Origin of the sequence: Shimia sp. SK013 (assembly GCF_001292625.1) — a bacterium.
In the GTDB taxonomy this organism is placed as follows: Bacteria; Pseudomonadota; Alphaproteobacteria; order Rhodobacterales; family Rhodobacteraceae; genus Shimia.
Map to the genome: position 1 here is coordinate 162497 of NZ_LAJH01000028.1, position 23634 is coordinate 186130.

The 23634-nt window shown below is 58.5% G+C and carries 21 protein-coding genes; 18 read left to right on the plus strand and 3 right to left on the minus strand.

Going from position 1 to position 23634, the window contains the following annotated elements:
• Nucleotides 1–53 precede the first annotated feature (53 nt).
• The gene (locus tag SHIM_RS19205) at nucleotides 54–797 is read left to right on the plus strand and encodes a cytochrome c (protein ID WP_241488931.1); all 744 of its coding nucleotides are present in this window, start codon (nucleotides 54–56) and stop codon (nucleotides 795–797) included.
• Here SHIM_RS19205 and SHIM_RS19210 read toward each other — a convergent pair.
• Nucleotides 791–2752, minus strand: coding sequence for a 4Fe-4S binding protein (locus SHIM_RS19210; RefSeq protein WP_054004308.1), 1962 nt, complete (start codon nucleotides 2750–2752; stop codon nucleotides 791–793). The two genes, SHIM_RS19205 and SHIM_RS19210, sit on opposite strands and share 7 nt — an antisense overlap.
• Nucleotides 2753–3077: 325 nt before the next feature.
• Here SHIM_RS19210 and SHIM_RS19215 point away from each other — a divergent pair, with 325 nt between their 5' ends.
• The 11 genes from SHIM_RS19215 (at nucleotide 3078) to SHIM_RS19260 (ending at nucleotide 14848) form a co-directional block, all read left to right on the plus strand.
• Nucleotides 3078–3635 (plus strand): DUF3305 domain-containing protein, encoded by a 558-nt coding sequence (locus SHIM_RS19215; protein ID WP_054004309.1) that lies wholly within the window; start codon nucleotides 3078–3080, stop codon nucleotides 3633–3635.
• The gene (locus SHIM_RS19220) at nucleotides 3632–4252 is read left to right on the plus strand and encodes a DUF3306 domain-containing protein (protein ID WP_054004310.1); all 621 of its coding nucleotides are present in this window, start codon (nucleotides 3632–3634) and stop codon (nucleotides 4250–4252) included. The genes SHIM_RS19215 and SHIM_RS19220 overlap by 4 nt, the downstream gene beginning before the upstream one ends.
• Entirely contained in the window at nucleotides 4249–4857 is a 609-nt protein-coding gene (locus SHIM_RS19225) for a TorD/DmsD family molecular chaperone (protein WP_054004311.1), read from the plus strand. The genes SHIM_RS19220 and SHIM_RS19225 overlap by 4 nt, the downstream gene beginning before the upstream one ends.
• A 53-nt stretch (nucleotides 4858–4910) precedes the next feature.
• A complete protein-coding gene (locus SHIM_RS19230; protein ID WP_054004312.1) occupies nucleotides 4911–5105 on the plus strand; it encodes a ubiquinol-cytochrome c reductase iron-sulfur subunit N-terminal domain-containing protein in 195 nt (64 codons plus the stop codon).
• Nucleotides 5106–5213: 108 nt separating this feature from the next.
• Nucleotides 5214–8108, plus strand: coding sequence for a formate dehydrogenase subunit alpha (locus tag SHIM_RS19235; RefSeq protein WP_054004313.1), 2895 nt, complete (start codon nucleotides 5214–5216; stop codon nucleotides 8106–8108).
• A 12-nt stretch (nucleotides 8109–8120) separates the two neighbouring features.
• Nucleotides 8121–8714: a formate dehydrogenase FDH3 subunit beta gene (gene fdh3B / locus SHIM_RS19240; protein WP_054004314.1), complete on the plus strand. Its 594-nt coding sequence runs from the start codon at nucleotides 8121–8123 to the stop codon at nucleotides 8712–8714.
• 119 nt (nucleotides 8715–8833) lie between these two features.
• Nucleotides 8834–10060 carry a formate dehydrogenase subunit gamma gene (locus SHIM_RS19245; RefSeq protein WP_241488932.1) on the plus strand — a complete coding sequence of 409 codons (1227 nt, stop codon included), beginning with the start codon at nucleotides 8834–8836 and terminating at the stop codon, nucleotides 10058–10060.
• A complete protein-coding gene (locus SHIM_RS19250) occupies nucleotides 10061–11359 on the plus strand; it encodes a c-type cytochrome (protein WP_054004316.1) in 1299 nt (432 codons plus the stop codon). It abuts the gene before it with no gap.
• A gap of 1 nt (nucleotide 11360) precedes the next feature.
• Nucleotides 11361–11486, plus strand: a complete 126-nt coding sequence (locus SHIM_RS20645) for a hypothetical protein (RefSeq protein WP_275043959.1) — start codon at nucleotides 11361–11363, stop codon at nucleotides 11484–11486.
• A 4-nt stretch (nucleotides 11487–11490) separates the two neighbouring features.
• Nucleotides 11491–12873: a sigma-54-dependent transcriptional regulator gene (locus tag SHIM_RS19255; protein WP_054004317.1), complete on the plus strand. Its 1383-nt coding sequence runs from the start codon at nucleotides 11491–11493 to the stop codon at nucleotides 12871–12873.
• A complete protein-coding gene (locus tag SHIM_RS19260) occupies nucleotides 12866–14848 on the plus strand; it encodes a sensor histidine kinase (RefSeq protein WP_054004318.1) in 1983 nt (660 codons plus the stop codon). Before SHIM_RS19255 ends, SHIM_RS19260 begins: the two co-directional genes overlap by 8 nt.
• Before the next feature lie 12 nt (nucleotides 14849–14860).
• Here the strand turns inward: SHIM_RS19260 and SHIM_RS19265 are convergent, their stop codons facing one another.
• Nucleotides 14861–15811 carry a GlxA family transcriptional regulator gene (locus SHIM_RS19265; RefSeq protein WP_054004319.1) on the minus strand — a complete coding sequence of 317 codons (951 nt, stop codon included), beginning with the start codon at nucleotides 15809–15811 and terminating at the stop codon, nucleotides 14861–14863.
• A gap of 111 nt (nucleotides 15812–15922) precedes the next feature.
• Between SHIM_RS19265 and SHIM_RS19270 the strand changes: the two genes are divergently transcribed.
• The 6 genes from SHIM_RS19270 (at nucleotide 15923) to SHIM_RS19295 (ending at nucleotide 23026) form a co-directional block, all read left to right on the plus strand.
• Entirely contained in the window at nucleotides 15923–16633 is a 711-nt protein-coding gene (locus SHIM_RS19270) for a GntR family transcriptional regulator (RefSeq protein WP_054004320.1), read from the plus strand.
• Between the two features lie 9 nt (nucleotides 16634–16642).
• Nucleotides 16643–17560: a dihydrodipicolinate synthase family protein gene (locus SHIM_RS19275; protein ID WP_054004321.1), complete on the plus strand. Its 918-nt coding sequence runs from the start codon at nucleotides 16643–16645 to the stop codon at nucleotides 17558–17560.
• Between the two features lie 3 nt (nucleotides 17561–17563).
• Complete coding sequence (locus SHIM_RS19280) at nucleotides 17564–19060, plus strand: aldehyde dehydrogenase (protein WP_054004322.1); 1497 nt, start codon at nucleotides 17564–17566, stop codon at nucleotides 19058–19060.
• Entirely contained in the window at nucleotides 19057–20397 is a 1341-nt protein-coding gene (locus tag SHIM_RS19285; RefSeq protein ID WP_054004323.1) for an NAD(P)/FAD-dependent oxidoreductase, read from the plus strand. Before SHIM_RS19280 ends, SHIM_RS19285 begins: the two co-directional genes overlap by 4 nt.
• Before the next feature lie 134 nt (nucleotides 20398–20531).
• The gene (locus tag SHIM_RS19290) at nucleotides 20532–22250 is read left to right on the plus strand and encodes an ATP-binding cassette domain-containing protein (protein WP_054004324.1); all 1719 of its coding nucleotides are present in this window, start codon (nucleotides 20532–20534) and stop codon (nucleotides 22248–22250) included.
• Complete coding sequence (locus SHIM_RS19295) at nucleotides 22247–23026, plus strand: hypothetical protein (RefSeq protein WP_054004325.1); 780 nt, start codon at nucleotides 22247–22249, stop codon at nucleotides 23024–23026. The genes SHIM_RS19290 and SHIM_RS19295 overlap by 4 nt, the downstream gene beginning before the upstream one ends.
• Here SHIM_RS19295 and SHIM_RS19300 read toward each other — a convergent pair.
• Complete coding sequence (locus SHIM_RS19300) at nucleotides 22993–23628, minus strand: CDP-alcohol phosphatidyltransferase family protein (RefSeq protein WP_054004326.1); 636 nt, start codon at nucleotides 23626–23628, stop codon at nucleotides 22993–22995. The two genes, SHIM_RS19295 and SHIM_RS19300, sit on opposite strands and share 34 nt — an antisense overlap.
• Nucleotides 23629–23634: the final 6 nt, after the last annotated feature.

The following is a 23634-nucleotide window of genomic DNA, read 5'->3' on the forward strand; positions in this document are numbered from 1 at the left end:
GTGGCGGTTGCCCCATGTTGACGCAATGAGAGCGTCGCATCTAGGCTTGGCGCATGGGATTTGTTCGGTTTCTTTTCGGTCTGTGCGTCTGCATGCTGTGCGGAGCGGCGCCACTGTGGGCGCAGGGCAAGACTCTGACGCTTTCTGCGCCCTCTGAGGTCCGGGACAGCGGATTGTTGGCGTTCATGTTGCCTCGGTTTGCGCTGAAACATGGTGTGCGTGTGACTGTCGTCGAGAGTGACGCGGAGGCGGTATTGGGGGAGGCCGGCGTGCCGGTCTTTGCCAAGGAGGATTTCGGTGTCGGGCTGGTTCTGACCACGGACAGCCCGCATGGCGAAACTTTCGCGGCCTGGCTGACCAGCGATATCGGGTTGCGCACGGTTCTGAGCTTCAAAGTTGATGGAGAGGCGGTGTTCTCCGAACCGGTTGTGGTTCAGGAAGAGGTCGCGGAGGTGGCTCTGAGCGGGGATGCGCGCCGTGGGCAAGACGCCAGTTTGCGGGCTTGCGGACGGTGTCATGTGGTGGGTGAGATCAACCGGATGGCGGGGATCGGATCGACGCCGTCTTTCGCCGTTTTGCGAACCATGGACAACTGGCAAGAACGGTTTGAGATTTTCTATGTGCTGAACCCGCATCCGGCGTTCACGATTATCCCCGATGTGATCGAGGAATTTGACGAAACACGGCCGTCCCCGATTGCGCCGGTAACCGTCACGTTGGAAGAGATCGAGGATATAGTGGCCTATGTCGCCGGGATCGATCCGGCCGACCTTGGGGCGCCCATCGCGCATCAGTGATCCCGACGCTTGGACAGATAGTCGTCCGTGGTGCGTACACGCGGGCGTTCGCCTGCCGCAAAGGGGTTGTCCTTTTGGTGGAACTGCGCATTTACACGGCAATCGTCACACATGCGGATCATGCGGGCGGCATCCGAGGTGGCGAACATGGGGTGTTTGCCTTCGAGCTTTTCGATGATGCGTTCAACGGTGGATTTCACGCCAAACGGTTTGCCGCATTCGACGCAATCATAGGGGGCTTCTTCGTGCACGATCTTTTGTGACAGCGCATCGTCGGCGGTGTTGATTTGTGGTTGCAACGTGATCGCGTTTTCGGGGCAGACATGGGCGCAAAGACCACATTGCAGGCACGCGTCTTCCTGAAAGCGCAGTTGCGGCATGTCGGGGTTATCGCCAAGCGCGCCAGACGGACAAAGCGACGCGCAGGACAGGCAGAGCGTGCAGGCGTCTTTGTCGACCAAAACGGCGCCATAAGGGGCATTTTGGGGCAAAGGCAGCGGCGCGGCGAGGTCCGGTTGCAGGGTTTTTACTGCGAGGCGCGTGACCTGTCGGCGGGTGCCAAGCGGCAGGATGGGTTCGATCTGGGGGGCCTTAGGCGTGACGCCATAAAGCGCATCGCAAAGCTGAACCGGCTCTGATGGTTCCAGAAGGCGGAGTGCATCCGGCGTGCCGGACAGAGCCCGAGCCAACGGCAGTTCTGTGTCGAGCGCACTGCGGTCTGTGGTTGGGGCGACAAGGACATCGATGGTTGCAAATCCAGATGCCAACGCTGCAAGCATTTCCGCGTGCCCAAAGCCTGACACCCGTTCGAGGTCCATCGGGATCACATTGGCAGGCAGGCCGCGGTCAAACCGGGCTGATAGTGAAATCATTTCAGCGCCAAAATCGCGGTCATGCACCAAGAGGCGCGGCGCGGTGCCGCCCGCCGCGCGGAAGGTGTCGGCAAGTCCGGCGATGCGGGTGAACAGAAAGCTGGTGGGTGGATCATCGTAGGTGATGGCGCCAGAGGGGCAGAGCGCTGCACAGGATCCGCAACCGGCACAGACGTTGGGATCAATGTCGATGTGATCGCCATCGGGGCGGATCGCAGAGGTGGGGCAGGCATCCAGACATTTGGTACAGCCGGTTTGTTGGGCGCGGGAGTGGGCGCAAATGGTTGGGTCCAACGCCAGAAAGAAGGGTTTTTCGAAGGTGCCCACAAGGTGGGAGGCTTCGAGAATGGCGGCCCGCAGCGCAGGAGCGCTGGCCGGGTCGGCGTGCAAATAACCTTCGCGTTTCTCATGCGCGGGGAAAAGCGGTGGCTCGCGGCGCAGATCAAGGATGACGTCGCATTCTGTGTGACCTCCGTCGCGGGCGGGTCCGAAAGCGAGAGCGCCACGGCCGGATGGAAGCACTTGTTGCAGAGCATCGATCCGAACGGTGAAACCGCCAAGCGCGCCCTGTGCGGATTTGAGCGTGCCGGCGACCACATCAAAGCCGCGATCAAGCGGGGCATCGTCGGGGGTTTCCAGCAGAACGGTGACGTTCAGGTGATCCTTGAGATCGGCGGCGGCTTGGAGCGCGGCCTCGGGAGCGCCGAGGATAAGGCACAACCCTTCGGAGACAATGTCGAAGGTTTTGACCGGCGGGGACGGACGCAGGGTGTCCGCCAGAAGCGCGGCTTGTTTTGGGCCGGACTGAGCGGCCTCGTCAGACCATCCGGCGCGGTCGCGCAGGTCAACAAATTGCGGTTCCGGTGCATCCAGATCAGCCGCGAGTTCGGTGAACAAGGCGCGCTCTTGCTGGCAGGCGATGATTGCGTCGCCATCCGAAAGCGCGGCTGCGGCTGCGTCGGTCTGGTGCGTGCAGAGGCCTGTGTGAAGCTTGGAGCAGGTGATGCCATCAACGGTTGAAAGCGCGTCGGAATGCACGTTAGACGTGTTTGAACAATCACATAGAATCAATGATTTGGGCATGGGGTCGTCTGGCTCCTCCGGCTGCAATCTCCCGTTTGCGGGGGTCAGAAAGGCACGTTTCCGGAGCCACGTAAACCCCTGTGTCCGGTGCGTAGGGGCAGCGGTAAAGCTGAGTGATTCTATGGGTTATTACCCGAGGGGGACAAACTGTCCTTGCTTTCCCCTAGGGAAGAGGTCAGAGGCGCAAAATGTCCAGTTATTCTGGTCTGCGGCACATTTTTTCTGAAATCCTTTGGCAAAACGGCGCTACGCTGGGATCATATTCTGGATCAAAATATTTTTTGACGTCCGGCGACTTGGCTGGATTGGGAGGAAGACAATAATTATGCGGCAAGCGCCAGTCTCTTTGCCTTTGGGCATCGTGGTGCGCAGGACGCCTTCGGTTAGCCGGTGGGCGCCGTGGGCGTACAAAGCCGTGAGCGTCATTCCGGGCGCGGGGGCTGCAGAGTGGCAGGTGCTGCGCGAAGATGGCGACGTGGTCGAGTACCACGCAGCAACAGTCCCGCTAGAGTTGTGGCACACCGACACCGAAGCCTATTTGACCGGCCTGTCGGCGCGCGTTCCGAGCATTGGTGTTGTGATGCGCGATGGTGCGGACGGTGACACAGATCATCCCTATGACGTGCTGCTGGCGACGGCGTCACCTTACGAATACCAAGACTATGCGGACAGCGGTGAAGAGTTGTTGGAATTGGTGCCAATGCCGGAAGGTTTGGTGGCGTTGATCCGTGATTTTGTTGAAGAGCACCACGAAGAAGAGATGTTCGTGAAGCGGCGGCGTGACAAGTCGCGGGTGGACGGTGTTGAGGACGGGCGCGGCGATCCACGGATTTCGCAGTTGTCGGATGTTTACCGCGCGCCGCGCACCGGGAGGCCAAATTGAACGGCGGTGGTGATTTCTGGGCGCGCCGTAAGGCTGCGGTTGCTGCCGAGGCGGAGGCCGAGAGCCGTGCCGAGGTGCAAGCCGTCGAGGCCGAAGAGCAAGCGGCGCTGGAAGAAAAGCCTGACGCCGAAATTCTGGCGGAGCTGGAGTTGCGCGATCCTGACGACATGCAGGCTGGCGATGATTTCTCGGCCTTTTTGACCAAAGCCGTGCCGGAGCGTTTGCGGCGGCGGGCGTTGCGCAAGCTTTGGCTGACCAATCCCACTTTGGCGAATGTCGACGGGCTGGTGGACTACGGAGAGGACTTCACCGACGGCGCCATGGTCGTTGAAGGGCTTCAGACCGCGTATCAAGTCGGCAAGGGCATGCTCAAACATGTCGAGGAAATGGCCCGAAAAGCTGCGGAAGCTGATGCTGACCTTCAGGACACCTCGGGTGAGGGTGAGCCGGAGGAAGAGATTCTGGAATTGGCGGGGGCCGAGCCGGAGATTGTTCCGATTGAGCCGACTTTTGTTGACCAGAATGAAGAGTTTGAGCTGGAAGAGGTGGCGCCAACGGCGCGCCGCCGGATGAGATTTGAATTTGCAGATGCCGCGCCCGCGATGGAGAGCCAATGACTGATACTGCTGTGCAACCCGCTATTGCCGAAGAGGATCTGCTGCGGGCAGATCTTTATGATTTTCTGTCCGCGCTTTTGGCGGGACCAGCCGACAAAGGTCTGCTGGAGCGCACGGCCGGACTGGCGGGCGATGAAAGTGATTTGGGGCAGGCGGTGAGTACTTTGGCCCGCGTCGCAAGGGCGACCAACGTCAAAGCGGTGGAAAGCGAGTTCAACGCGCTGTTCATCGGGCTTGGGCGGGGCGAGTTGATGCCATTTGCGAGCTACTATTTGACCGGATTTTTGAATGAGAAGCCGCTGGCGAGTCTGCGCGCGGACATGGCCGGGCTGCGCATCACGCGGGCGCCCAACGTTTACGAACCCGAAGACAATATCGCGAGCCTGATGGAGATGATGTCGGGCATGATCCGTGGCCGGTTTGGCGCGGCGGTGCCTGTGGGCCGACAGAAGGATTTCTTTTTCCGCCACATCGCGCCTTGGGCCGAACACTTCTTTTCCGATCTCGAAGCCGCGCAAAACTCGGTGCTGTATGCGCCGGTCGGCACGGTTGGCAAAGCCTTTATGGCGATCGAAACGCAGGCATTCCGCATGGGGGCGGAGTGATCTGAAAGACCCCGAAACTGCCGGACCCCAACCGGCCAAACAAGGAGGAAGCAATGAGCAAGACTGCAGATGACACTGGCACTTCGCGCCGCGATTTTCTGAAAATCGCAACCGCGGCAGCGCCTGCTGCGGCAGCCGTGGCCGTGATGGCGCCTGACAGCGCCGAAGCACAGCCTGCTGATCTGTCCAGCACCAAGATGCAGGACACGGCGCATACCCGCGCCTATCTCGATAGCGCCCGGTTCTAGCCGGACGACATCACTACGCCCCCGACCACCGGTTGCGTGACGCCCACCGGTCGGGATTTCGTGAATACCGAGCCAGTCCCCAAAGCGGGACAGCAAGGGAGGAACACAATGCTTAGGAAAAAGACCAACGGGGTTGCGCGACGCCCCCAGCGGACAAGTATCCTGTCTGCCGCTGCTGAAAAATCAGTGGATCGCCGCACGTTTTTGCGCGGCTCCGGTCTCGCCATTGGCGGGCTGGCAGCGATCGGTGCCACAGGTGGCACCGTTACACAGGCGCAGGCGCAAGATGCAGCCAGCACCGCCGTTCAAACCGTAAAATCCGTCTGCACCCACTGTTCTGTGGGCTGTACCGTGGTTGCCGAAGTGCAAAGCGGCGTTTGGATCGGGCAAGAGCCCGGTTGGGACAGCCCTTTCAACCTTGGCGCCCACTGTGCCAAAGGCGCATCGGTCCGCGAGCACGCCCATGGCGAGCGCCGTCTGAAGTACCCGATGAAAAAAGAGGGTGGTGAGTGGAAACGCATCAGCTGGGAACAGGCGATCGACGAGATCGGCGACGGCATGATGAAGATCCGCGAAGAAAGCGGCCCTGATAGCGTGTATTGGCTGGGGTCTGCCAAGCACAACAACGAACAGGCGTACCTGTTCCGCAAGTTTGCCGCCTATTGGGGCACAAACAACGTGGATCACCAGGCGCGTATCTGTCACTCGACCACGGTTGCGGGTGTTGCGAACACATGGGGCTACGGCGCCATGACCAACAGCTACAACGACATTCACAATTCCAAGGCCATCTTTATCATCGGCGGCAATCCAGCCGAGGCGCACCCTGTCTCGCTGTTGCACGTGCTGCGCGCGAAAGAGCGCAACAACGCACCGCTGATCGTGTGTGACCCGCGCTTTACCCGCACGGCCGCCCATGCAGATGAATATGTGCGGTTCCGTCCCGGCACCGATGTGGCACTGGTTTGGGGACTACTGTGGCACATTTTCGAGAACGGTTGGGAAGACAAAGAGTTCATCCGCACCCGTGTCTGGGGCATGGACCAAATCCGCGAAGAAGTGCGCAATTGGAACCCTGAAGAAGTTGAACGCGTGACCGGTACGCCGGGCACCCAACTGCGCCGCGTGGCGCGCACTATGGTGAACAACCGTCCCGGCACCGTGATATGGTGTATGGGCGGCACACAGCACACCAACGGCAACAACAACACCCGTGCGTATTGCATCCTGCAACTGGCCCTTGGCAACATGGGCACCGAAGGTGGCGGTACCAACATTTTCCGTGGACACGACAACGTGCAAGGCGCGACCGACCTTGGCGTTTTGAGCCACACTTTGCCGGGCTATTATGGCCTGTCCAAAGGGGCGTGGGCGCATTGGGCCCGTGTTTGGGAAGAAGATGGCGAGTGGCTGGGCAATCAGTTTGCCAAGACCACAGGTGCTGACGGCAAGGAAAAATCGCTTCAAAACCTCACCGGTATTCCGGTGTCGCGCTGGATCGATGGCGTTCTTGAAGACCCCGATAACATGGACAATCCCGACAAAGTGCGGGCCATGGTGCTTTGGGGGCATGCGCCCAACAGCCAGACGCGCGGCAAGGAAATGAAGACCGCTATGGAAAACTTGGACATGCTGGTCGTGGTTGACCCGTATCCCACTGTTTCCGCTGTCATGCAGGACCGCACTGATGGTGTCTATCTGTTGCCAGCCTGTACGCAGTTTGAGACCCGTGGCTCTGTTACGGCCTCTAACCGTAGCTTCCAGTGGCGTGATGCCGTTGTGGCGCCGCTGTTTGAGAGCAAGCCGGACCATGAAATCATGGGCATGTTTGCAAACAAGTTTGGCTGGGCTGATCGGTTCTTCCGCAATATCGAGATGGAAGACGAGAACACACCCAATGTTGAAAGCGTCACACGCGAGTTCAACAGAGGTCTGTGGACGATTGGGTACACCGGTCAATCACCGGAGCGCATCAAGTTGCACATGGCGAACCAGCACACCTTTGATCGCACGACGTTGCGCGCCAATGGTGGGCCTGCGGATGGCGACTACTATGGTCTGCCGTGGCCGTGTTGGGGCACCGCAGAGATGAACCATCCGGGCACGCCCAACCTTTATGACATGTCCAAACGTGTCAGTGAGGGTGGCTTGACCTTCCGTGCGCGCTTTGGCGTGGAGCGGGACGGTGACAACCTGTTGGCTGAAGGTGTCGCAAGCGTCGATTCCGAAATTCAGGACGGTTATCCCGAGTTCACCATGCAGATGCTGATGGACCTTGGTTGGGATGGTGATCTGACGGATGAGGAGCGCGCGTCGATTGACGCCGTGGCTGGTCCCAAAACCAACTGGAAAACCGACCTTTCGGGCGGGATCCAGCGGGTTGCGATCAAGCATGAGTGCGCGCCCTTTGGCAATGCCAAGGCCCGTGCGGTTGTGTGGACCTTCCCGGATCCGATCCCACTGCATCGCGAGCCGCTTTATACGCCGCGTCGCGATCTGGTGGAGGACTATCCGACCTATGAGGACCGGAAGTTCTATCGTCTGCCGACCATGTATGCCTCGATCCAGAAGCAGGACTTTAGCAAGGATTATCCAATGGTGCTGACCTCCGGTCGTCTGGTGGAATACGAGGGGGGTGGGGATGAAACCCGATCCAACCCGTGGCTGGCGGAACTGCAACAGGACATGTTTGTCGAGATCAATCCGCGTGATGCGAATAATCTTGGCGTGCGTGACCGGGCGCAGGTCTGGGTCGAAGGGGCGGAGGGCGCCAAGGTCAAAGTCATGGCCATGGTCACCAACCGCGTTGGCGAAGGCGTTGCCTTTATGCCGTTCCACTTTGGCGGCCACTTCGAAGGAAAGGACTTGCGAGACAAATACCCCGCAGGCGCCGATCCATATGTGTTGGGTGAAAGCACCAACACGGCACAGACCTATGGCTATGACAGCGTGACCCAGATGCAGGAGACCAAGTGTACTCTCTGCAAAATCTGGGCAGCATAAGGAGAAAGAGAAATGGCACGAAGTAAGTTTCTCTGCGACAGCGAGCGTTGTATTGAATGCAACGCCTGCGTCACCGCCTGTAAGAACGAGCACGAGGTGCCTTGGGGCATCAACCGGCGTCGCGTTGTGACAATCAACGACGGCAACCCGGGTGAGCGTTCTATTTCGGTGGCATGTATGCACTGCTCGGACGCGCCGTGTATGGCCGTTTGTCCCGTGGATTGTTTTTACCAGACCGAAGAAGGTGTGGTGCTGCACTCCAAGGACCTGTGCATCGGGTGCGGTTATTGTTTCTACGCGTGTCCGTTTGGCGCGCCGCAATATCCGCAGGCCGGCAACTTTGGCAGCCGAGGCAAGATGGACAAGTGTACCTTCTGCGCCGGTGGTCCGGAGGAGAACCATTCCAATGCGGAATTCTCCAAATACGGCCGCAACCGGATTGCCGAGGGCAAGTTGCCACTGTGCGCAGAGATGTGTTCGACCAAGGCGTTGTTGGCGGGTGACGGGGACGTTGTGTCCGGCATCTATCGCGAACGCGTTGTGGCGCGGGGCTTTGGCACCGGCGCTTGGGGTTGGGGCACAGCCTATGAACAGAAAGGTGGCTAAGGCCGCTTGATCTGTGGCGGCCGGGCAAACCGGCCGCCACATTCACAAACGAAATTCAAACTGAATTTAGGGGCGTTTTCCGTGTTGGGAAACGGACCCCGCATTTGGTGATTGATCGGATGAGGTTCCTGATGCGCGCGCTTTTGTGGATTGTTTTGAGTGTGATGCTGGCTTTTCCCGCTGCCGCCGATGACGGGTCTGTGGGCGCGGCTGACCCGCGTGCCACGACGGGCGGCGCGCAAACGCTGGAAGACATCATGGCCCGCCAACGTGGTGACAAGGTTGATGACGCCGATCGTCGGGCCAATACCGGTCAAGGCAATGTCGAAGCGTTGATCGGCCAGCTTGGCACACGCGGCGCGGCGTCGGATGCGGATGTGTTCCGCGCGCTGCGTTATGGCAGTGCAGACACCACAACGACGGCCCGTGGTCCAACGACCGGCCTGCTCATTCAGGATGGCGGTATGCGCTGGCTGACTTTTCGCGAAGGTCCCCTTCTGACGTACGGCCTGTATTTTCTGGGGGGAATGGCACTGATCATCGCGCTGTTTTATGCCTTTAGAGGCAAGATCATGATTGATGGCCCCAAAACCGGCCGCATGATTATTCGTTTTGATGCGTTTGAGCGGTTTTGCCATTGGGTTATGGGGGTGAGTTTCATCCTGCTTGGCATCAGTGGTCTTGTGCTTATTGCGGGGCGCAAGTTCATGATCCCCTGGATGGGGCATGACGCCTATTCATCGATCGCACAGGCGGGGAAATGGGCGCACAACAACATGAGCTGGGCCTTTATGCTAAGCTTGATCTTTGTGTTCATCCTTTGGGTCAAACACAACATTCCGGATCGTGGTGACATTCAGTGGATGGCCAAAGCCGGAGGGCTGTTCTCCAAAGGCGTGCACCCGCCCGCCAAGAAATTTAATGCAGGTCAAAAGATCATTTTCTGGTCGGTGATTGTGCTGGGCGTCTCGATTTCGGTGTCGGGATTGGCTTTGTTGTTCCCATTTGAGATCTCGATGTTTGCCAAGACTTTCAAAATCATCAACATGACCGGCCTTCCGCAGCTGATAAGCGGGGCCGCATTGCCAGAAGCGTTGACGCCATATGGTGAAATGCAACTTGCACAACTGTGGCACGGCATCGTCGCGTTCGTCTTTATTGGCATCATCCTTGCACATATCTATCTTGGCAGCGTTGGCATGGAAGGTGCGATCGAAACGATGGGCACCGGAGAAGTCGACGAGCAATGGGCCAAAGAGCACCATTCGCTTTGGTACGAAGAAGAAATAGCCAAAGCCAAGACTCCGACGGCAGAGACCGCGGAGCAGGCAACACCGGCGGAATAAATGCGACGCGTGGCGTTGATCATCGGGGCCGTAATGTGGGCCACGCAGGCGGTTGCCGGCACGTTCTTCACGTTGGAAGGGCATGGCGGGCCCATTAAGGGGATCGCAGTGTCGCCTGATGGACAAAACATCCTGACTGCGAGTTTCGATTACGCTCTTGGACATTGGCAAGACGGCGCGCCGCGCTGGCTGGAAGGGCATGACGCGGCGGTGAACGCCGTTGTTTTTGTAGATGATGTGCGGGCGGTGTCTGCGGGTGATGATTTTGCCGTCCGGCTTTGGGATTTGCGCGCTGGCACCAGTGCGGTTCTGGGGCATCACAAAGGCAAGGTGGTGTCGCTGAAGTTGGCGCCGGACGGGCAGAGCGTCGCCTCGGCCAGTTGGGACGGCAGCATCGGGGTCTGGCCTTTGGGTGGTGGCACAGCTCGATTTTTGAAGGTCGGCAGCAACGTCAACGACATCGCGTTCAAGGCGGATGGCGCCGCGATCTTGTCGGCGGACTCAGATGGCAACATCCGTGAATGGGATGTCGCCAGCGGCGCGCAGAACGCGCTGTTTGCGAGTAACGGGTTTGGCGTGAACACATTGGTTTTGGATACTGAAAAGGGCTGGTTGGCCTTTGGCGCGGTGGATGGGGTCACGCGGGTGGTCGACCTGCGCACAGCGGAGACGATCAAAGATGTGACGCTGGATCGGCGGCCCATTCTGGCGATGAGCCAGAGTCGCGACGGGCAGTATCTCGCGATTGGGGATGGCGAGGGGTATATCATGATGCTGGACACGTCGGATTGGTCAATCCATGCGGATTTTCGGGCCACGCATCGCGGCCCGATCTGGGCGCTGGCGTTTTCGGCGGATGGTGAGAACCTTCACGCGGGCGGTCTGGACGACGCGATGTTCAGTTGGCCATTGAGTGATCCCGCGGACGCGCCGAAGATGGTCGATGGCCAGCGCAGCTTTCTGAATGGCAATGACAGCGCCAGCAATGGCGAGCGGCAATTTCAGCGCAAATGTTCAATTTGTCATACGCTTACAGGTGACAGCGCGCGACGAGCGGGACCTACGCTTAAGGACGTTTTCGGGCGGCGCGCCGGAACTGTCGCCGACTACAGCTATTCACCAACGCTTTTGCAAAGCGAAGTCGTTTGGACAGCGCAAACCATTGATACGCTTTTTGATTTGGGGCCGGATGTGTATATTCGGGGAACAAAGATGCCGGTTCAGCGCATCAAGGCCCCTCAGGACCGCGCCGACCTGATCGAATTTCTGCGTCACTACAGCGAAACCAGGGAAAACTAAAATGAAGACATTCCTCTTGGCCTGCGTCGCCGTCGTCGGCATCGCCATTGCCGCCTATTATGGCCTAAATGCTGTCGGATTTTCCGCCAGCGACCAAGGAAGCGGCGAGGCCGTTCGGCTGGATTGACAATATGACGCAAACAAAACGCGCCCGCCCCCGAGACTCGGCGGCGTCGGAATTTGGAATTGGTCTTGCGACGGCCTCGGTCCTTGTGGTGGACGACGAGCCGGGCATTCGAAATTTCATCCTGAAAATTTTGCGGCCTGTCGTGGGCCGTGTTGAACAGGCTGCCAATACCGAGGCGGCCTCGCGGCTGCTTGATGCCAATCACTATGACATCGTCATTCTTGACAATGTTATGCCCGGCACAACGGGGTTGGAGTGGCTCGGCGAGCAACGAAAGCTTGGGTTTTTTGCCGATACGATCCTGATTACCGCGTTTGCTGACATGGACACCGCAATCGAGGCGATGCGCGCGGGCGCTGTGGACTTTGTGCTCAAACCGTTCCGGTCAAACCAGATTTTGAACGCTGTGGCACGCTGTGTGGATCGGGTGAACCTGCGGCGCGAAAACTATTTGCTGAAACACGAACTGGCGAGCGGCAATACGCAGGTCCGCGCGCGTCTGTTGGGCGGCTCTCCCGAGATTGCGCAAATTCGGGCGACGCTGGAAAGGGCCGCGCCGCTACCGACGCCGGTGCTGCTGACGGGGGACACTGGCACTGGCAAAGAAGTTGGCGCGCGGGCGTTGCACCTGATGTCTGATCGAGCCGAGAAGCCGTTTGTGCCGATCAATTGCGCGACCATATCAGGCGAGTCCATTGAGGCGGATCTGTTTGGTCGCATTCTGCAAGATCCGGCGGGCCGTACTGTGCGCCAAGACGGGCTGTTTATGAATGCCAACGGCGGCACGTTGTTCATGGATGAAATCATCGAATTGCCCCACGCAGTGCAGGCGTCTTTGTTGCGGGTGATTGAGCATCAACGGGTGCGTCCAGTGGGGTCATCCCGCGAAGTGCCGTTGGACCTGAGGTTTATTTTTGCCACCAATGGTGATCTGCAGGTTGCCGTGGCTGATGGGCGATTTCGGGCGGACTTGTTTCACCGGATCAATGTTCTGAACGTGCAAATGCCCAAGCTCAAGGATCGCATTGGCGACCTGAAAGAGTTGGCTTTGATGTTCATTCAGCAGATCTCGCAAAGCCTTGGGGTGCCGCCGCTAGCTTTGTCCGAAGGCGTATTGCTGCACATGTCGCGCTATGACTGGCCAGGCAATGTGCGTGAGTTGCGCAATTTGGTGGAGCGCTCGTTGATTGTGGGTGAGTGGCCTGCAGAGTTTGCCGCCACCGGCAGTGACGCCGAGGTTGCAGCCGTGGACAGCCTCGCGGCGGTGGAACGGCGGCATATCCTGACGGTGCTGGACGCTTGCGATGGCAACAGGGCGGAAGCGGCGCGCAGGTTGGGCGTGTCGCGCAAGACCATCGACCGCAAATGCGCCATGTGGAATGACTGACAAACCCAACAGCGGGGTGACGCGGGCGCGGTCTGTGCGCATTCGTTTGCTCGCGATTGCGCTTTTGCCGACGCTGGTGATCATGCCGGTGTTTTTCATGGTCACAGCAGCCAATTGGGGCGGCCGTTTTGACAACTTGTTGATTGCCAAGGTCAACGGTGAGCTGACGATTGCAGACCAGTTTCTGACGCAGCTTTTGGACAAAAGCGACCTACAAGTGCGCGCTGTAGCGGAGTCAGCCGAATTTGCTTTGTGGGCCGACAGTGGGCAGGAAAGGGCGTTAGAAGGGCTCTTGGAGGCGGAGCGTCGCGCATTGGGCTTGGATTTCCTGTATTACATGAACGGTGACGGCGCGGTTTTGTCCTCGCCAAGGTTTGCGCGGACCGACACGCTCGCGCATTGGCCTGTGGTCAGTCAGGCCTTGGCAGGGGTGGGCGCCAGTCGGATCGATGTCTTTGCCCGTGAGGATCTCGCGGCGGTGTCGCAGGACTTGGCGGAACGGGCGCGCATCAAGCTGGTGCCAACCGAGGCCGCGGTGCCAACAGATCGCAGCGAAGAAACCCGCGGCATGGTGGTGCACACGGCGACACCAGTGAACGTGGGTCGTGGCGGCGCGCTTGTCGGGGGGGTTCTGCTCAACCGAAATCTGGAATTCATCGATACAATCAACGATCTGGTTTACCCCAGTGCCAGCCTGACCGAAGGCAGCGTTGGGACGGCGACGCTGTTTCTGGACGATGTGCGGGTGTCGACCAATGTGCGGTTGTTTGAAAATGAGCGGGCCTTGGGTACGCGGGTGTCCGCGATTGTGCGCGAAACCGTACTGGAGAAAGGCGAGGTCTGGCTTGATCGCGCCTTTGTGGTGAACGACTGGTATATCTCGGCGTATGAACCGTTGACGGACAGTTTCGGAAATCGGGTTGGAATGCTTTACGTCGGCTTTCTGGACCAGCCGTTTCGCGACGCGAAATTTTCAACGATCCTGACCTTTGCCGTGGCCTTTGCTGTCATTGTTTTGATGTCGGTGCCGATTTTCCTGCGCTGGGCGCGGCAGATCTTTGAGCCGCTTGAGGGGATGTTGCGCACCATCACGCGGGTTGAAGGCGGAGACCTTGGCGCCAGAACCGGCGTGGATAATACCGGCGATGAAATTGGACGGGTGGCAGCGCAGATGGATGAGTTGTTGGAGCAGATCCAAGAACGGGATCGCGAACTGACCCGACGGGTTGCGGCGCGCACCAAAGATCTGGAGACTGCGAACCAGCAGCTGGAGGCCACATCACGTCAACTGGTGGTAAGTGAGAAGCTTGCTGCGGTGGGGGAAATCGCGGCGGGCATTGCACATGAGATCAACAACCCGATTCAAGTGATCCAAGGCAATCTGGACGTGATGAGGCTTGAGCTTGGCGACGAAGCGGATCGTATCGGGACCGAGCTGCAGTTGATCGATGAGCAAGTGCATTCGATTTTCTTGATCGTAAACAAGCTGTTGCAGTTCACGCGCCCAGATGAATTTGCCGAAGGTATGGAGCATCACCGTCCTGCGGATGTGATGCGCGACACGATCCCCTTGGTGCAGCATCTCTTGAACACCGCCGCGATCACTTTGCAGCTGGAAACGCCAAGCCTGAGTGCGGTGGCGATCAACCGTACCGAATTGCAACAAGTGCTGATCAATTTGATTGTAAACGCGATCCACGCGATGCCTGAGGGCGGGGCGCTGACACTTGCGGTGGATGATGAGGCGGGTGGTGTTGAGGTCACGGTTGCGGACACTGGTGTGGGTATGACGCGCGAGGTTTTGGCGCGCATTTTTGACCCGTTTTACACCACCAAGCGCGGCGAGGGCACAGGGCTGGGACTGTCGATTACCCGTAAGCTGGTTGAGCTTTATGACGGCAGCATAGACGTTGTAAGCGAAGTTGGTGTTGGCACCACGTTCCGCGTGTGGTTCCCGGTGGCTGAGGACAAATAGCGCGGTCTCTGGTCAACCGATCTTGGATTGCTGGGCAGTTGGGGTTATGCCGAATTTTCCGCGATAGACGCGGGCAAAGTGACCCGGGCTTTCGAAGCCGCAAGCGAGCGCTATTTCGGTCACGGATTGATCGGTTTGCACCAACAGATTGCGGGCACGGTTTAGGCGCAGGTCCATCAAATACTTTTTGGGAGAACAGTTCAGGTAGCGACCAAAAATTCGTTCCAACTGCCGGGTAGAGATGCCGATTTCCTCGGCAATGAGCGACGGCGAACGCGGGCGCTCGATACAGTCGTTCATGATCTGGATGGCGCGCACAAGGTGCGGATTGCGCATGCCGTGTCGGCTTTGCAGCGACACGCGCTGTTCAGCTGTTCCCTCGCGCACAGCGTTATAGACCATCTGATCAGCGATGGCGATGGCGAGGTCCGACCCGTGTGTGTCTTCGATCAGGTGCAGCATCAAGTCAGCAGTGGCGGTGCCGCCGGAAGCTGTGATGATCGGTTCATCCGCCACAAAAACGCTGCTGACGAGGTTCACATCGGGGAAATCCTCAAGGAAACCGTCGTGGAAATCCCAATGGATCGCCGCGCGCATACCATCGAGCATTCCGGCCTTGGCAAGGATGAAGGCAGCGGAGCAAAGCGCGCCAACCTTGGCCCCTGTGGCGCGCTCGCGACGCAGCGCATTGAGTAAATCGGGGTCCAGGTGTTTGTGCACATTGATGCCGGACAGCGCAAAAACACGGTCGCACTTTGGCAGATTTTTGAAACTGTGGTCGACCAGAGACACGGTGCCGTTGGAGCAAGTCTCACGGTCGCCGTCATGGCTTGCCAACACCCATTCATAAAGGGTTTCACCGGAGATCAGATTGGCAATGCGCAAGGGCTCAATCGCGCAGGAAAACGCGATGTGGGTGAATTCTGGCACCAGAAGAATGGCAAATCGTTCGGTCTTGGTCATGTGGGACGCTAGCACAGGGTTGCAGGCAAGAAGAAATTCTTTCTGTATACATATTGTATTTTTTTACTTAGCGTGTGGTCACGATACGTGATTCCAAATTGGAGAGAGCCAATGTCGGCTGACCCGAAAACCCGCAAAGAAGCGCTTTATGAGTCGGTGAAAGCCGCTGTTCTCACCTTGGAATTGCCGCCGGGGTCCGACCTCGATGAAACTGCATTGAGCGAGGAGTTTTCGTTGTCTCGGACGCCGTTGCGTGAGGTGTTTCGCAATCTGGCGGGCGAGGGATACCTTGATCTGCGCGAAAACCGCGGCGCGCGTGTGAGCGAGATGAGCCATAAGACACTACGCGACTTTTTCCTTGCTGCGCCGATGATTTATGGGGCTGTAATGCGGTTGGCGGCGGTCAATCGGACAGCAGCCCAGATCGACGCGCTGCAAGCCGCGCAGGATGGTTTCCGCGCTGCGCTGCGCAGCGGGTCTGGCAAGGATCGCGCATTGGCCAACAACCGGTTTCACGAAGTCACAGGCGAGATGGCTGACAACATCTATTTGTTGCCCAGTTTTCAACGCTTGTTGATCGACCACGCGCGGATTTCGATGACGTTTTACCGCCCGCTAGGTGATGATATGGCGCGCAATGTCTCTGAGGCCGCCGCACAGCATGACGACGTGATCGCCGCCATCCAAGCGCGGGACGAGGCCGCCTGTGGTCAGTTGGCAATCGATCACTGGAACCTGTCGCGCGGCCAGATCGAACTTTTTGTGATGCCCGCCGGGCTCGACATGCCGCTGGGTGCCTTACCTAGCTCGCGCACAGCTTAGAGGATCAAAATGACGCCAATATTCCAATTCGAAGGCATCTATACGCCTGTGGTGACGCCGCATTATGCGGATGGAAGCGTGAATTTCGACACGCTGGCCAATGTGGTCGCGCATTTGATCGACCGTGGCGTACATGGGTTGATCACCGGGGGATCAACCGGTGAAAACTATGCTCAAACGGTGGCCGAGCGCGTTGAAATCGCGCGGTTTACCCAAGAGCAGATCAAAGGGCGCGTGCCGCTTGTGATGGGCACAGGCGCGATGTTGACGGATGATTCCGTCGCCCTTGCGATTGCCGGGCGCGACATGGGTGCGGATGCCATTTTGCTGGCAAGTCCGCCTTATGCGGTGCCGACGGATCGTGAAAACGCGCTGAACGCTTTGGCGATTGATAAAGCGGCGAACCTGCCGGTGATGCTGTACAATTACCCGCATCGCACGGGCACAATGATGGGTGAAGAGTTCCTTGATCGCGTGGGTCGATCGCGCAATTTTTGCGGCATCAAAGAAAGCTCTGGTGACATCAACCGCGTGCATCTTTTGGCACGAGACTATCCGCATATCCAAATGGGTTGTGGCATGGATGATCAGGCGTTGGAGTTTTTTGCGTGGGGGTCGCGGTTTTGGGTGTGCGGCGGGTCCAATTTTCTGCCGGACGAACATATCGCGCTTTATCAAGCCTGTGCCATCGAAGGGAATTTCGACAAAGGCCGCCGGATCATGAGCGCGATGATGCCGTTGATGCGGGTGTTGGAACAGGGCGGAAAATTCATTCAGACAATCAAATACGGTGTGACGCTGAACGGGATGGACACAGGGCCGATGCGAGCGCCGCTTAAGGGGCTGAACAAAGACGACAAGCGCGCGCTGGAACAGGTGGTGCGTGTGCTGAAGACCACAATTGCTAATATTCAGGCGGAGGGCTGAGACATGGATCTGCTGACAAAAAACGAATACGCGGCGATTGCGGCCCAGATGGACTTTCCCAACGCGGCCTATATCGACGGGGCCTATCGACCAGCGATGTCGGGGGCGACTTTTGCGACGACGAACCCGGCCACTGGCGATGCGTTAACAGAGGTTGCCGCGTGTGGCGCCGAGGATGTTGATTTCGCCGTAGCCAAGGCGCGCGAGGCCTTTGAAGATGGGCGTTGGTCGCGCATGCACCCGTCAGAACGCAAGGATATTCTGATCCGTTTTGCCAAGCTGATGACCCGCAATGCGCGGGAATTGGCAGTTATGGAGAGCCTTGATAGCGGTAAGCCGATTTTTGATTGCGAGACGGTGGATATCCCCGAAACGATCCATTGCATCAAATGGCACGCCGAGGCGATTGATAAGATCTATGACCAGATGGCGCCGAGTTCGGATGACCATATCGCGATGGTCGTACGTGAGCCGATTGGCGTTGTTGGCTTGGTGCTGCCGTGGAACTTCCCTTTGCTTATGCTGGCTTGGAAGATCGGCCCGGCTTTGGCTGCGGGGTGCTCGGTTGTCGTGAAACCCGCTGAAGAGACGTCGTTGACGGCGTTGCGGGTGGCGGAGCTCGCCACCGAGGCCGGTTTGCCGCGCGGTGTGCTGAACGTTGTTCCCGGCGGTGGGGCCGAAGTCGGCGAGCCCATCGGGCGGCACATGGACATCGACATGGTGTCTTTCACCGGATCGACCGCGACGGGCAAGCGGTTCCTTACCTATTCGGCGGAAAGCAACGCCAAAGAAGTTGTCCTTGAGATGGGTGGCAAGAACCCAGCGATTGTGATGGACGATGCAGAAAATCTGGATCGCGTGGCGCAGCATTTGGTGAACGGCGCTTATTGGAATATGGGCGAAAATTGCTCGGCCACGTCGCGGTTGATCGTGCACCACGCGGTGCGGGAAGAGTTGCTGGAGCGGATAGAGCACCACGCACAACACTGGAATGTGGGCGATCCGTTGGATCCGGAAACGCGGATCGGGGCGCTGGTCTCTCAGGCGCACTTTGACAAGGTCAGCGGGTATCTTGAGAAGGCCGAGAAGGTGGTTTTTGGTGGGTCTGCCGGTGGTGGATTTGTTGCGCCGTCCTTGGTTCAACTGCCTGACAACAATCATGTTCTCGCACGCGATGAGATATTTGGACCGGTTCTCGGGGTGATCGAAGTCGACAATTTTGACCAAGCGATTCAGGTTGCCAACGACACAGACTATGGCCTGTGTGCATCGCTGTTTACGGCCAGCGCCAAGCGCGCCATCCGCGGTGCCCGGATGCTTCGGGCGGGGACCGTGACGGTCAACTGTTATGGGGAAGGTGACATCGCCACGCCGTTTGGGGGCTACAAACAATCGGGCTTTGGCGGGCGTGACAATTCCGTGCATGCACATGACCAATACACCCAGCTCAAGACGATCTGGATCGACCTGTCCGAAGACGAAGATGAGGCCGTGCAGTGAATGAATACACTGCGCGCCGCACACCAGTGCAGCGCGGTGTGGCAGCGTGGAATGCGATCCTTGGGCCACAGCCTGCGGCACGGGTTTTGGATGCAAACATCGTCGCGGATTTTTGCGTTGTGGGCGCGGGGTTTGCGGGGTTGTCGGCAGCACGGCGACTGCGCCAGCTGGTGCCAGATGCGCGGATTGTGGTGGTTGAGGCTGGACGCGTTGCCGAGGGCGCGACGGGGCGAAATTCGGGCTTTATGATCGACTTACCGCATGATCTTGCGTCTGAGGATTATGCAGGGGCGGGCGATGACCGACAGGTGACGGCCCTGAACCGCAAAGCGATTGGGTTCGCGGCGCAAGCAGTAGCGGAGTTTGGCATCAAGGCGGATTATTTTGATCCGGTTGGCAAGGTGAATGGCGCAGCCGGGGATGCGGGGCATGGGCACAATGTCAGCTACGCGGCGCATTTGGCGACATTGGGCGAGCCGCATAAGATGCTTGATGCGCAGCAGATGCGCGAGCTGACTGGGTCGCAGCACTATGTTTCCGGTCTTTTTACTCCCGGCACCGTGATGTTGCAGCCTGCGGGATATGTACGCGGGCTGGCTGGCGGCTTGACCGCGCAGGGCGTTGATATCTATGAGAATTCCCCTGTGATCGCGATCCGGAAAAACGACACTTCCTGGGAGGTGGTCACCGCCCAAGGCGCCGTTTCAGCCGGCAAGGTTATCTTGGGTGTGAATGGCCATTTGGAGAGCTTTGGTGTCGCCAAGGGTCGGCTTATGCAGTTGTTTCTGTTTGCGATGATGACAAAGGAACTGGACGCAGAGACACGGGTCAAGCTGGGGGGCGCGGACCGATGGGGCCTTACGCCGTCGGACCCGATGGGTACCACCATGCGGCGGATCGACGGCGGACAGGGAGGGCATCGCATTGTGACCCGAACATGCGCGGTTCTGCGGCCCGGGATGCGGGTCAGAGATGGCGATTTGGCACGGGCAAGGCGCGTCATGACGCGAAAATTTGACCAGCGTTTTCCGCAAGTTAAAGGCTTGGAAATGGAGCATGTTTGGGCGGGACATCTGTGTTTGACGCTCAATGGCGTTGCGGTTGCCCGAGAGATTGAGGACGGTGTGTTTTCGGCCTGTGTGCAGAACGGATTGGGCACGGCCAGAGGCACGCTGACCGGAATTGCAGCGGCAGAAGCGGCGGCGGAAATGCCGTCGGAAATTGCCGATTTCTTTGCAAAAGAAGACCCGCCCAAGCGATTGCCACCGCGCCCCTTTAGTGACATTGGCGCAAATGCCGTGCTGCGATGGCGGGAGTTCAAAGCCCGGGCGGAATAGCCAAAAAGCGGCCTCTGCATCGCGGCTGCAATGCGTCGGTATCGCGTCGGTGGCGTTTGCGCCCGCAGCGCATTGTGTCTCTGGCGCTGAAATCCGAAGTCGGCTAGCGTGGCAGCTGAGCGCGAGTGAGGCAAATGACCATCGAATTCAAAGACATTCCGAGCCCCAATAACGGCAGTTTGCGGGCGATGGTCGAGCGACGCTGGACAGTTCTTCGGTTTCTGCTGCAGGCAAGTGGACTGCTGCGCGATCCACTGATGATCCTGATCCTGATTGCCAGTTTTTCGCGTGCGGGTCTTATTTTTGCGATCAACGAAACTGCGCGGGCGGAAGGTGATATTTTTAACTGGTCGTCGCTGTTGTTGATTGTCAGCGCGATAGCGATGTTGGTCGTGGGATATTTTCAGCGGATGCGGGCGTTTGTTTTGGTGACCTCAGTGTCGCGCCTTTTGCGTAGGCGGACGTCGAAATTGTTGTTGCGGGCCAACATAGATTTTCTTTTGTCGCAGAAGCACGGGAAGGTGTATTCGGCGATGACCTCCGAGATCAACGCGCTGTCCGTCGCGGTCACGTCGATAGCCGATATATTAGGGGCGATTGTCGTTTTGGGGTTTGCGTTGCCTTATCTGGCGTATGTGTCCCCCGCTTCGGGGATCGCGGCCTTGGTTGCGGTGGCCGTCGGCACAATCGGCTTCGTTCTTTTGGACAAGCCTGCCCGCAGATATGGCTTTCAGGCGAGTGCGCTTTTTTCGGAGTATTGCGACCGGGTTGGTGACATGCTGGGCGGTTGGAAAGAACTGCGGCTGAGAAAGACCCGCCGCGACGCTCTGGAAGAAGAAACAATGGAGGTGATCGACAAGCACGTAGGCGCGCGTATGCAGGCACAACAATTGTTTGCCGCCAGCGCAGGCGTGGGGCAATCCGCGATTATCCTATTGCTGTGTTTTGTCGTCATTGGCTTGCCTATAATCCAGATCGCAGATGCCACTGTTTTGTTTCAGGTGTTGACCATCATCTTTCTGGTGAATGGCCCAATTGAAACGCTGTTCAATGCCATGCCAAGCCTGAGTCAGTCTGAAACCGCGTATCACCGTATCCGTTCGGTGGAGCATGCCCTCGCAGGCTCGCAGAGCGTGTCGCTGACCCACGAAGGCCCCCAGATCGACAAGTTTGACGAAATTTCATTGGTCGGAGTTGAGGCAACGGTAGGCGAACAGGACAATCCGGATGCAACGTCGTTTCATCTGGGACCGGTGGATTTGAAGTTTCGACCAGGCGAAACCGTGTTTATCTGCGGTGGCAACGGGTCTGGCAAGACCACGCTCTTGTCGCTTATCACGGGGTTGCGGCATCCATCCAAAGGCGAAGTCCGGTTGAATGGCGAAGCGTTGGATGACGCGATGACGGCTGCCTATCGCGAGTTATTTACGGGCGTGTTTTCCGGTTTCCACCTGTTTGAACACGCCTACGGGCTGTCCGAGTCTGAGTTGGCGGAACTTGAGCGCCGGATTGATCAGCTGGATTTGCGCGGGCGGGTTTCGATGCTGGACGACAAGTTTTCCACCCGGTCGCTGTCTGCTGGACAAAGCCGGCGATTGGCGCTTGCCGTGGCGCTGGCGGAGAAACGTCCGATTATTGTGCTGGATGAGTTTGCCGCCGATCAGGACCCTGCCAACCGCGCGTTTTACTATGATGTGCTGGTGCCGGAATTGAGCGCGTCGGGGCAGTTGGTGTTGGCCGTGACGCACGACGATCATCAATTTAACAAGTGTGACCGACTGATCAAAATGGCTGGCGGCAAGGTGATTTCCGACGAACAATTGACCCCGATGAAAGTGAAGGGCCGGATATGAGCGCGGCAACGTCATTGCCACGAAACGCAACGGTGCTTGGCCTGACCGTTTCAGTGGTGTGTACGACTTTTGTGGTCTGGGTGGTCAACGCGCTGATCTACTCCGCGCGGTGGGAATTCATTGCCCTGCATCCGGAAAGGACCGCGCGCAAGTCACCAACGATCAGCCGCGCCATTTCCGATCCGCGCATCGGCGAGCCTTTTGCAGAATGGATGGCAATCTGCGCGCCGGTTTTGTTTGTCGGGGTGGCCCTGCTGGTCTGGGCGGGGTTGCATGAGTTGAGGCGCAATGGCACCGCCGAGCCGCAGACGCTGCGCTGGTTTTTGCGGATGAGTTGCGTGTTGGTGGTGTTGCAGGCGATGGCGTCGGTGGGTCTGGTGATGCTGAGCCATTGGCGGTTTCCCGATCATCATGCGGGGCATATGGCGGGCAGCTATTTGTTTTTCTTCAGTCAGGCGGCCGTGGTATTTGTCGGGCACCTTGTGTCCAACGGATATGGTCGGTTGCCGCCGCAAGGTCGCGTGATGTTGCCGGTCATGGCGCAGGTGCGGCGGGTATACGTCTGGGTACCGATCTTGCTGGCGGTGGTGTATCTGAGCTGTTTCATACTCAAGGACTTTGATTTTGGCGCGATCAGCAAGCCGCTGTTCACGGTCTATGTGTCGACGGAACCGATGCTGTTGTCGTCGTTTTTGTTCTACGTTCTGAGCTTTGTGCCGGACAGTGTTGTGACGATTTTGCGCTATGTGCGGGGATCGTCGTTGGTGTCGGCCTGAGGGGCCGCGTCAGCGTCGCGCAACATGCCAAAAGCGCGGCGGGCGCGTTGCAAGGCAGTGGCGTGCGACAGGATCGCGAACCCGGCAAGACCGGCCGCGATGATCCAGTCGTCAAAAACGCCCGCAAGCAACAGCATGGCGCAGAGATAGATCACCCGTTCCATCCGTTCGAAAAAATCGGGCCAATCGGTGTTGGAAATGGGCATTTCGATGGCGGTGCGTGCTTTGGCATATGAGGTGATCACGCTGCCGGAAAAGCAGGCCAGCGCCAGAGGCCAAAGGTCGTGCATGAAGGCCAGCGTGGCCAGAACGGCGAGCTCTTGGTAGCGGTCCACCATGGCGTCAAAATAGCCGCCGGATCGAGAAGACAGACCTGTGCGGCGGGCCACGGCGCCGTCCAGCGCGTCAAAGGCAAAGGCCACCGCGAGCGTGAGGCCATAGACCACCGGTGATGCGTGCCAGAGATAAGCCAGCGACGTCAGAAGGATCAGGACCAGACCCGTGGCGGTGACCTGATTTGGCGTCAGGCCGGCCTTGACGAGCGGGGTGGACATCGCTTCCCACATTGGGTCGATTTTGGTCTTAAGCAGCCCGTCAATCATAGTGAA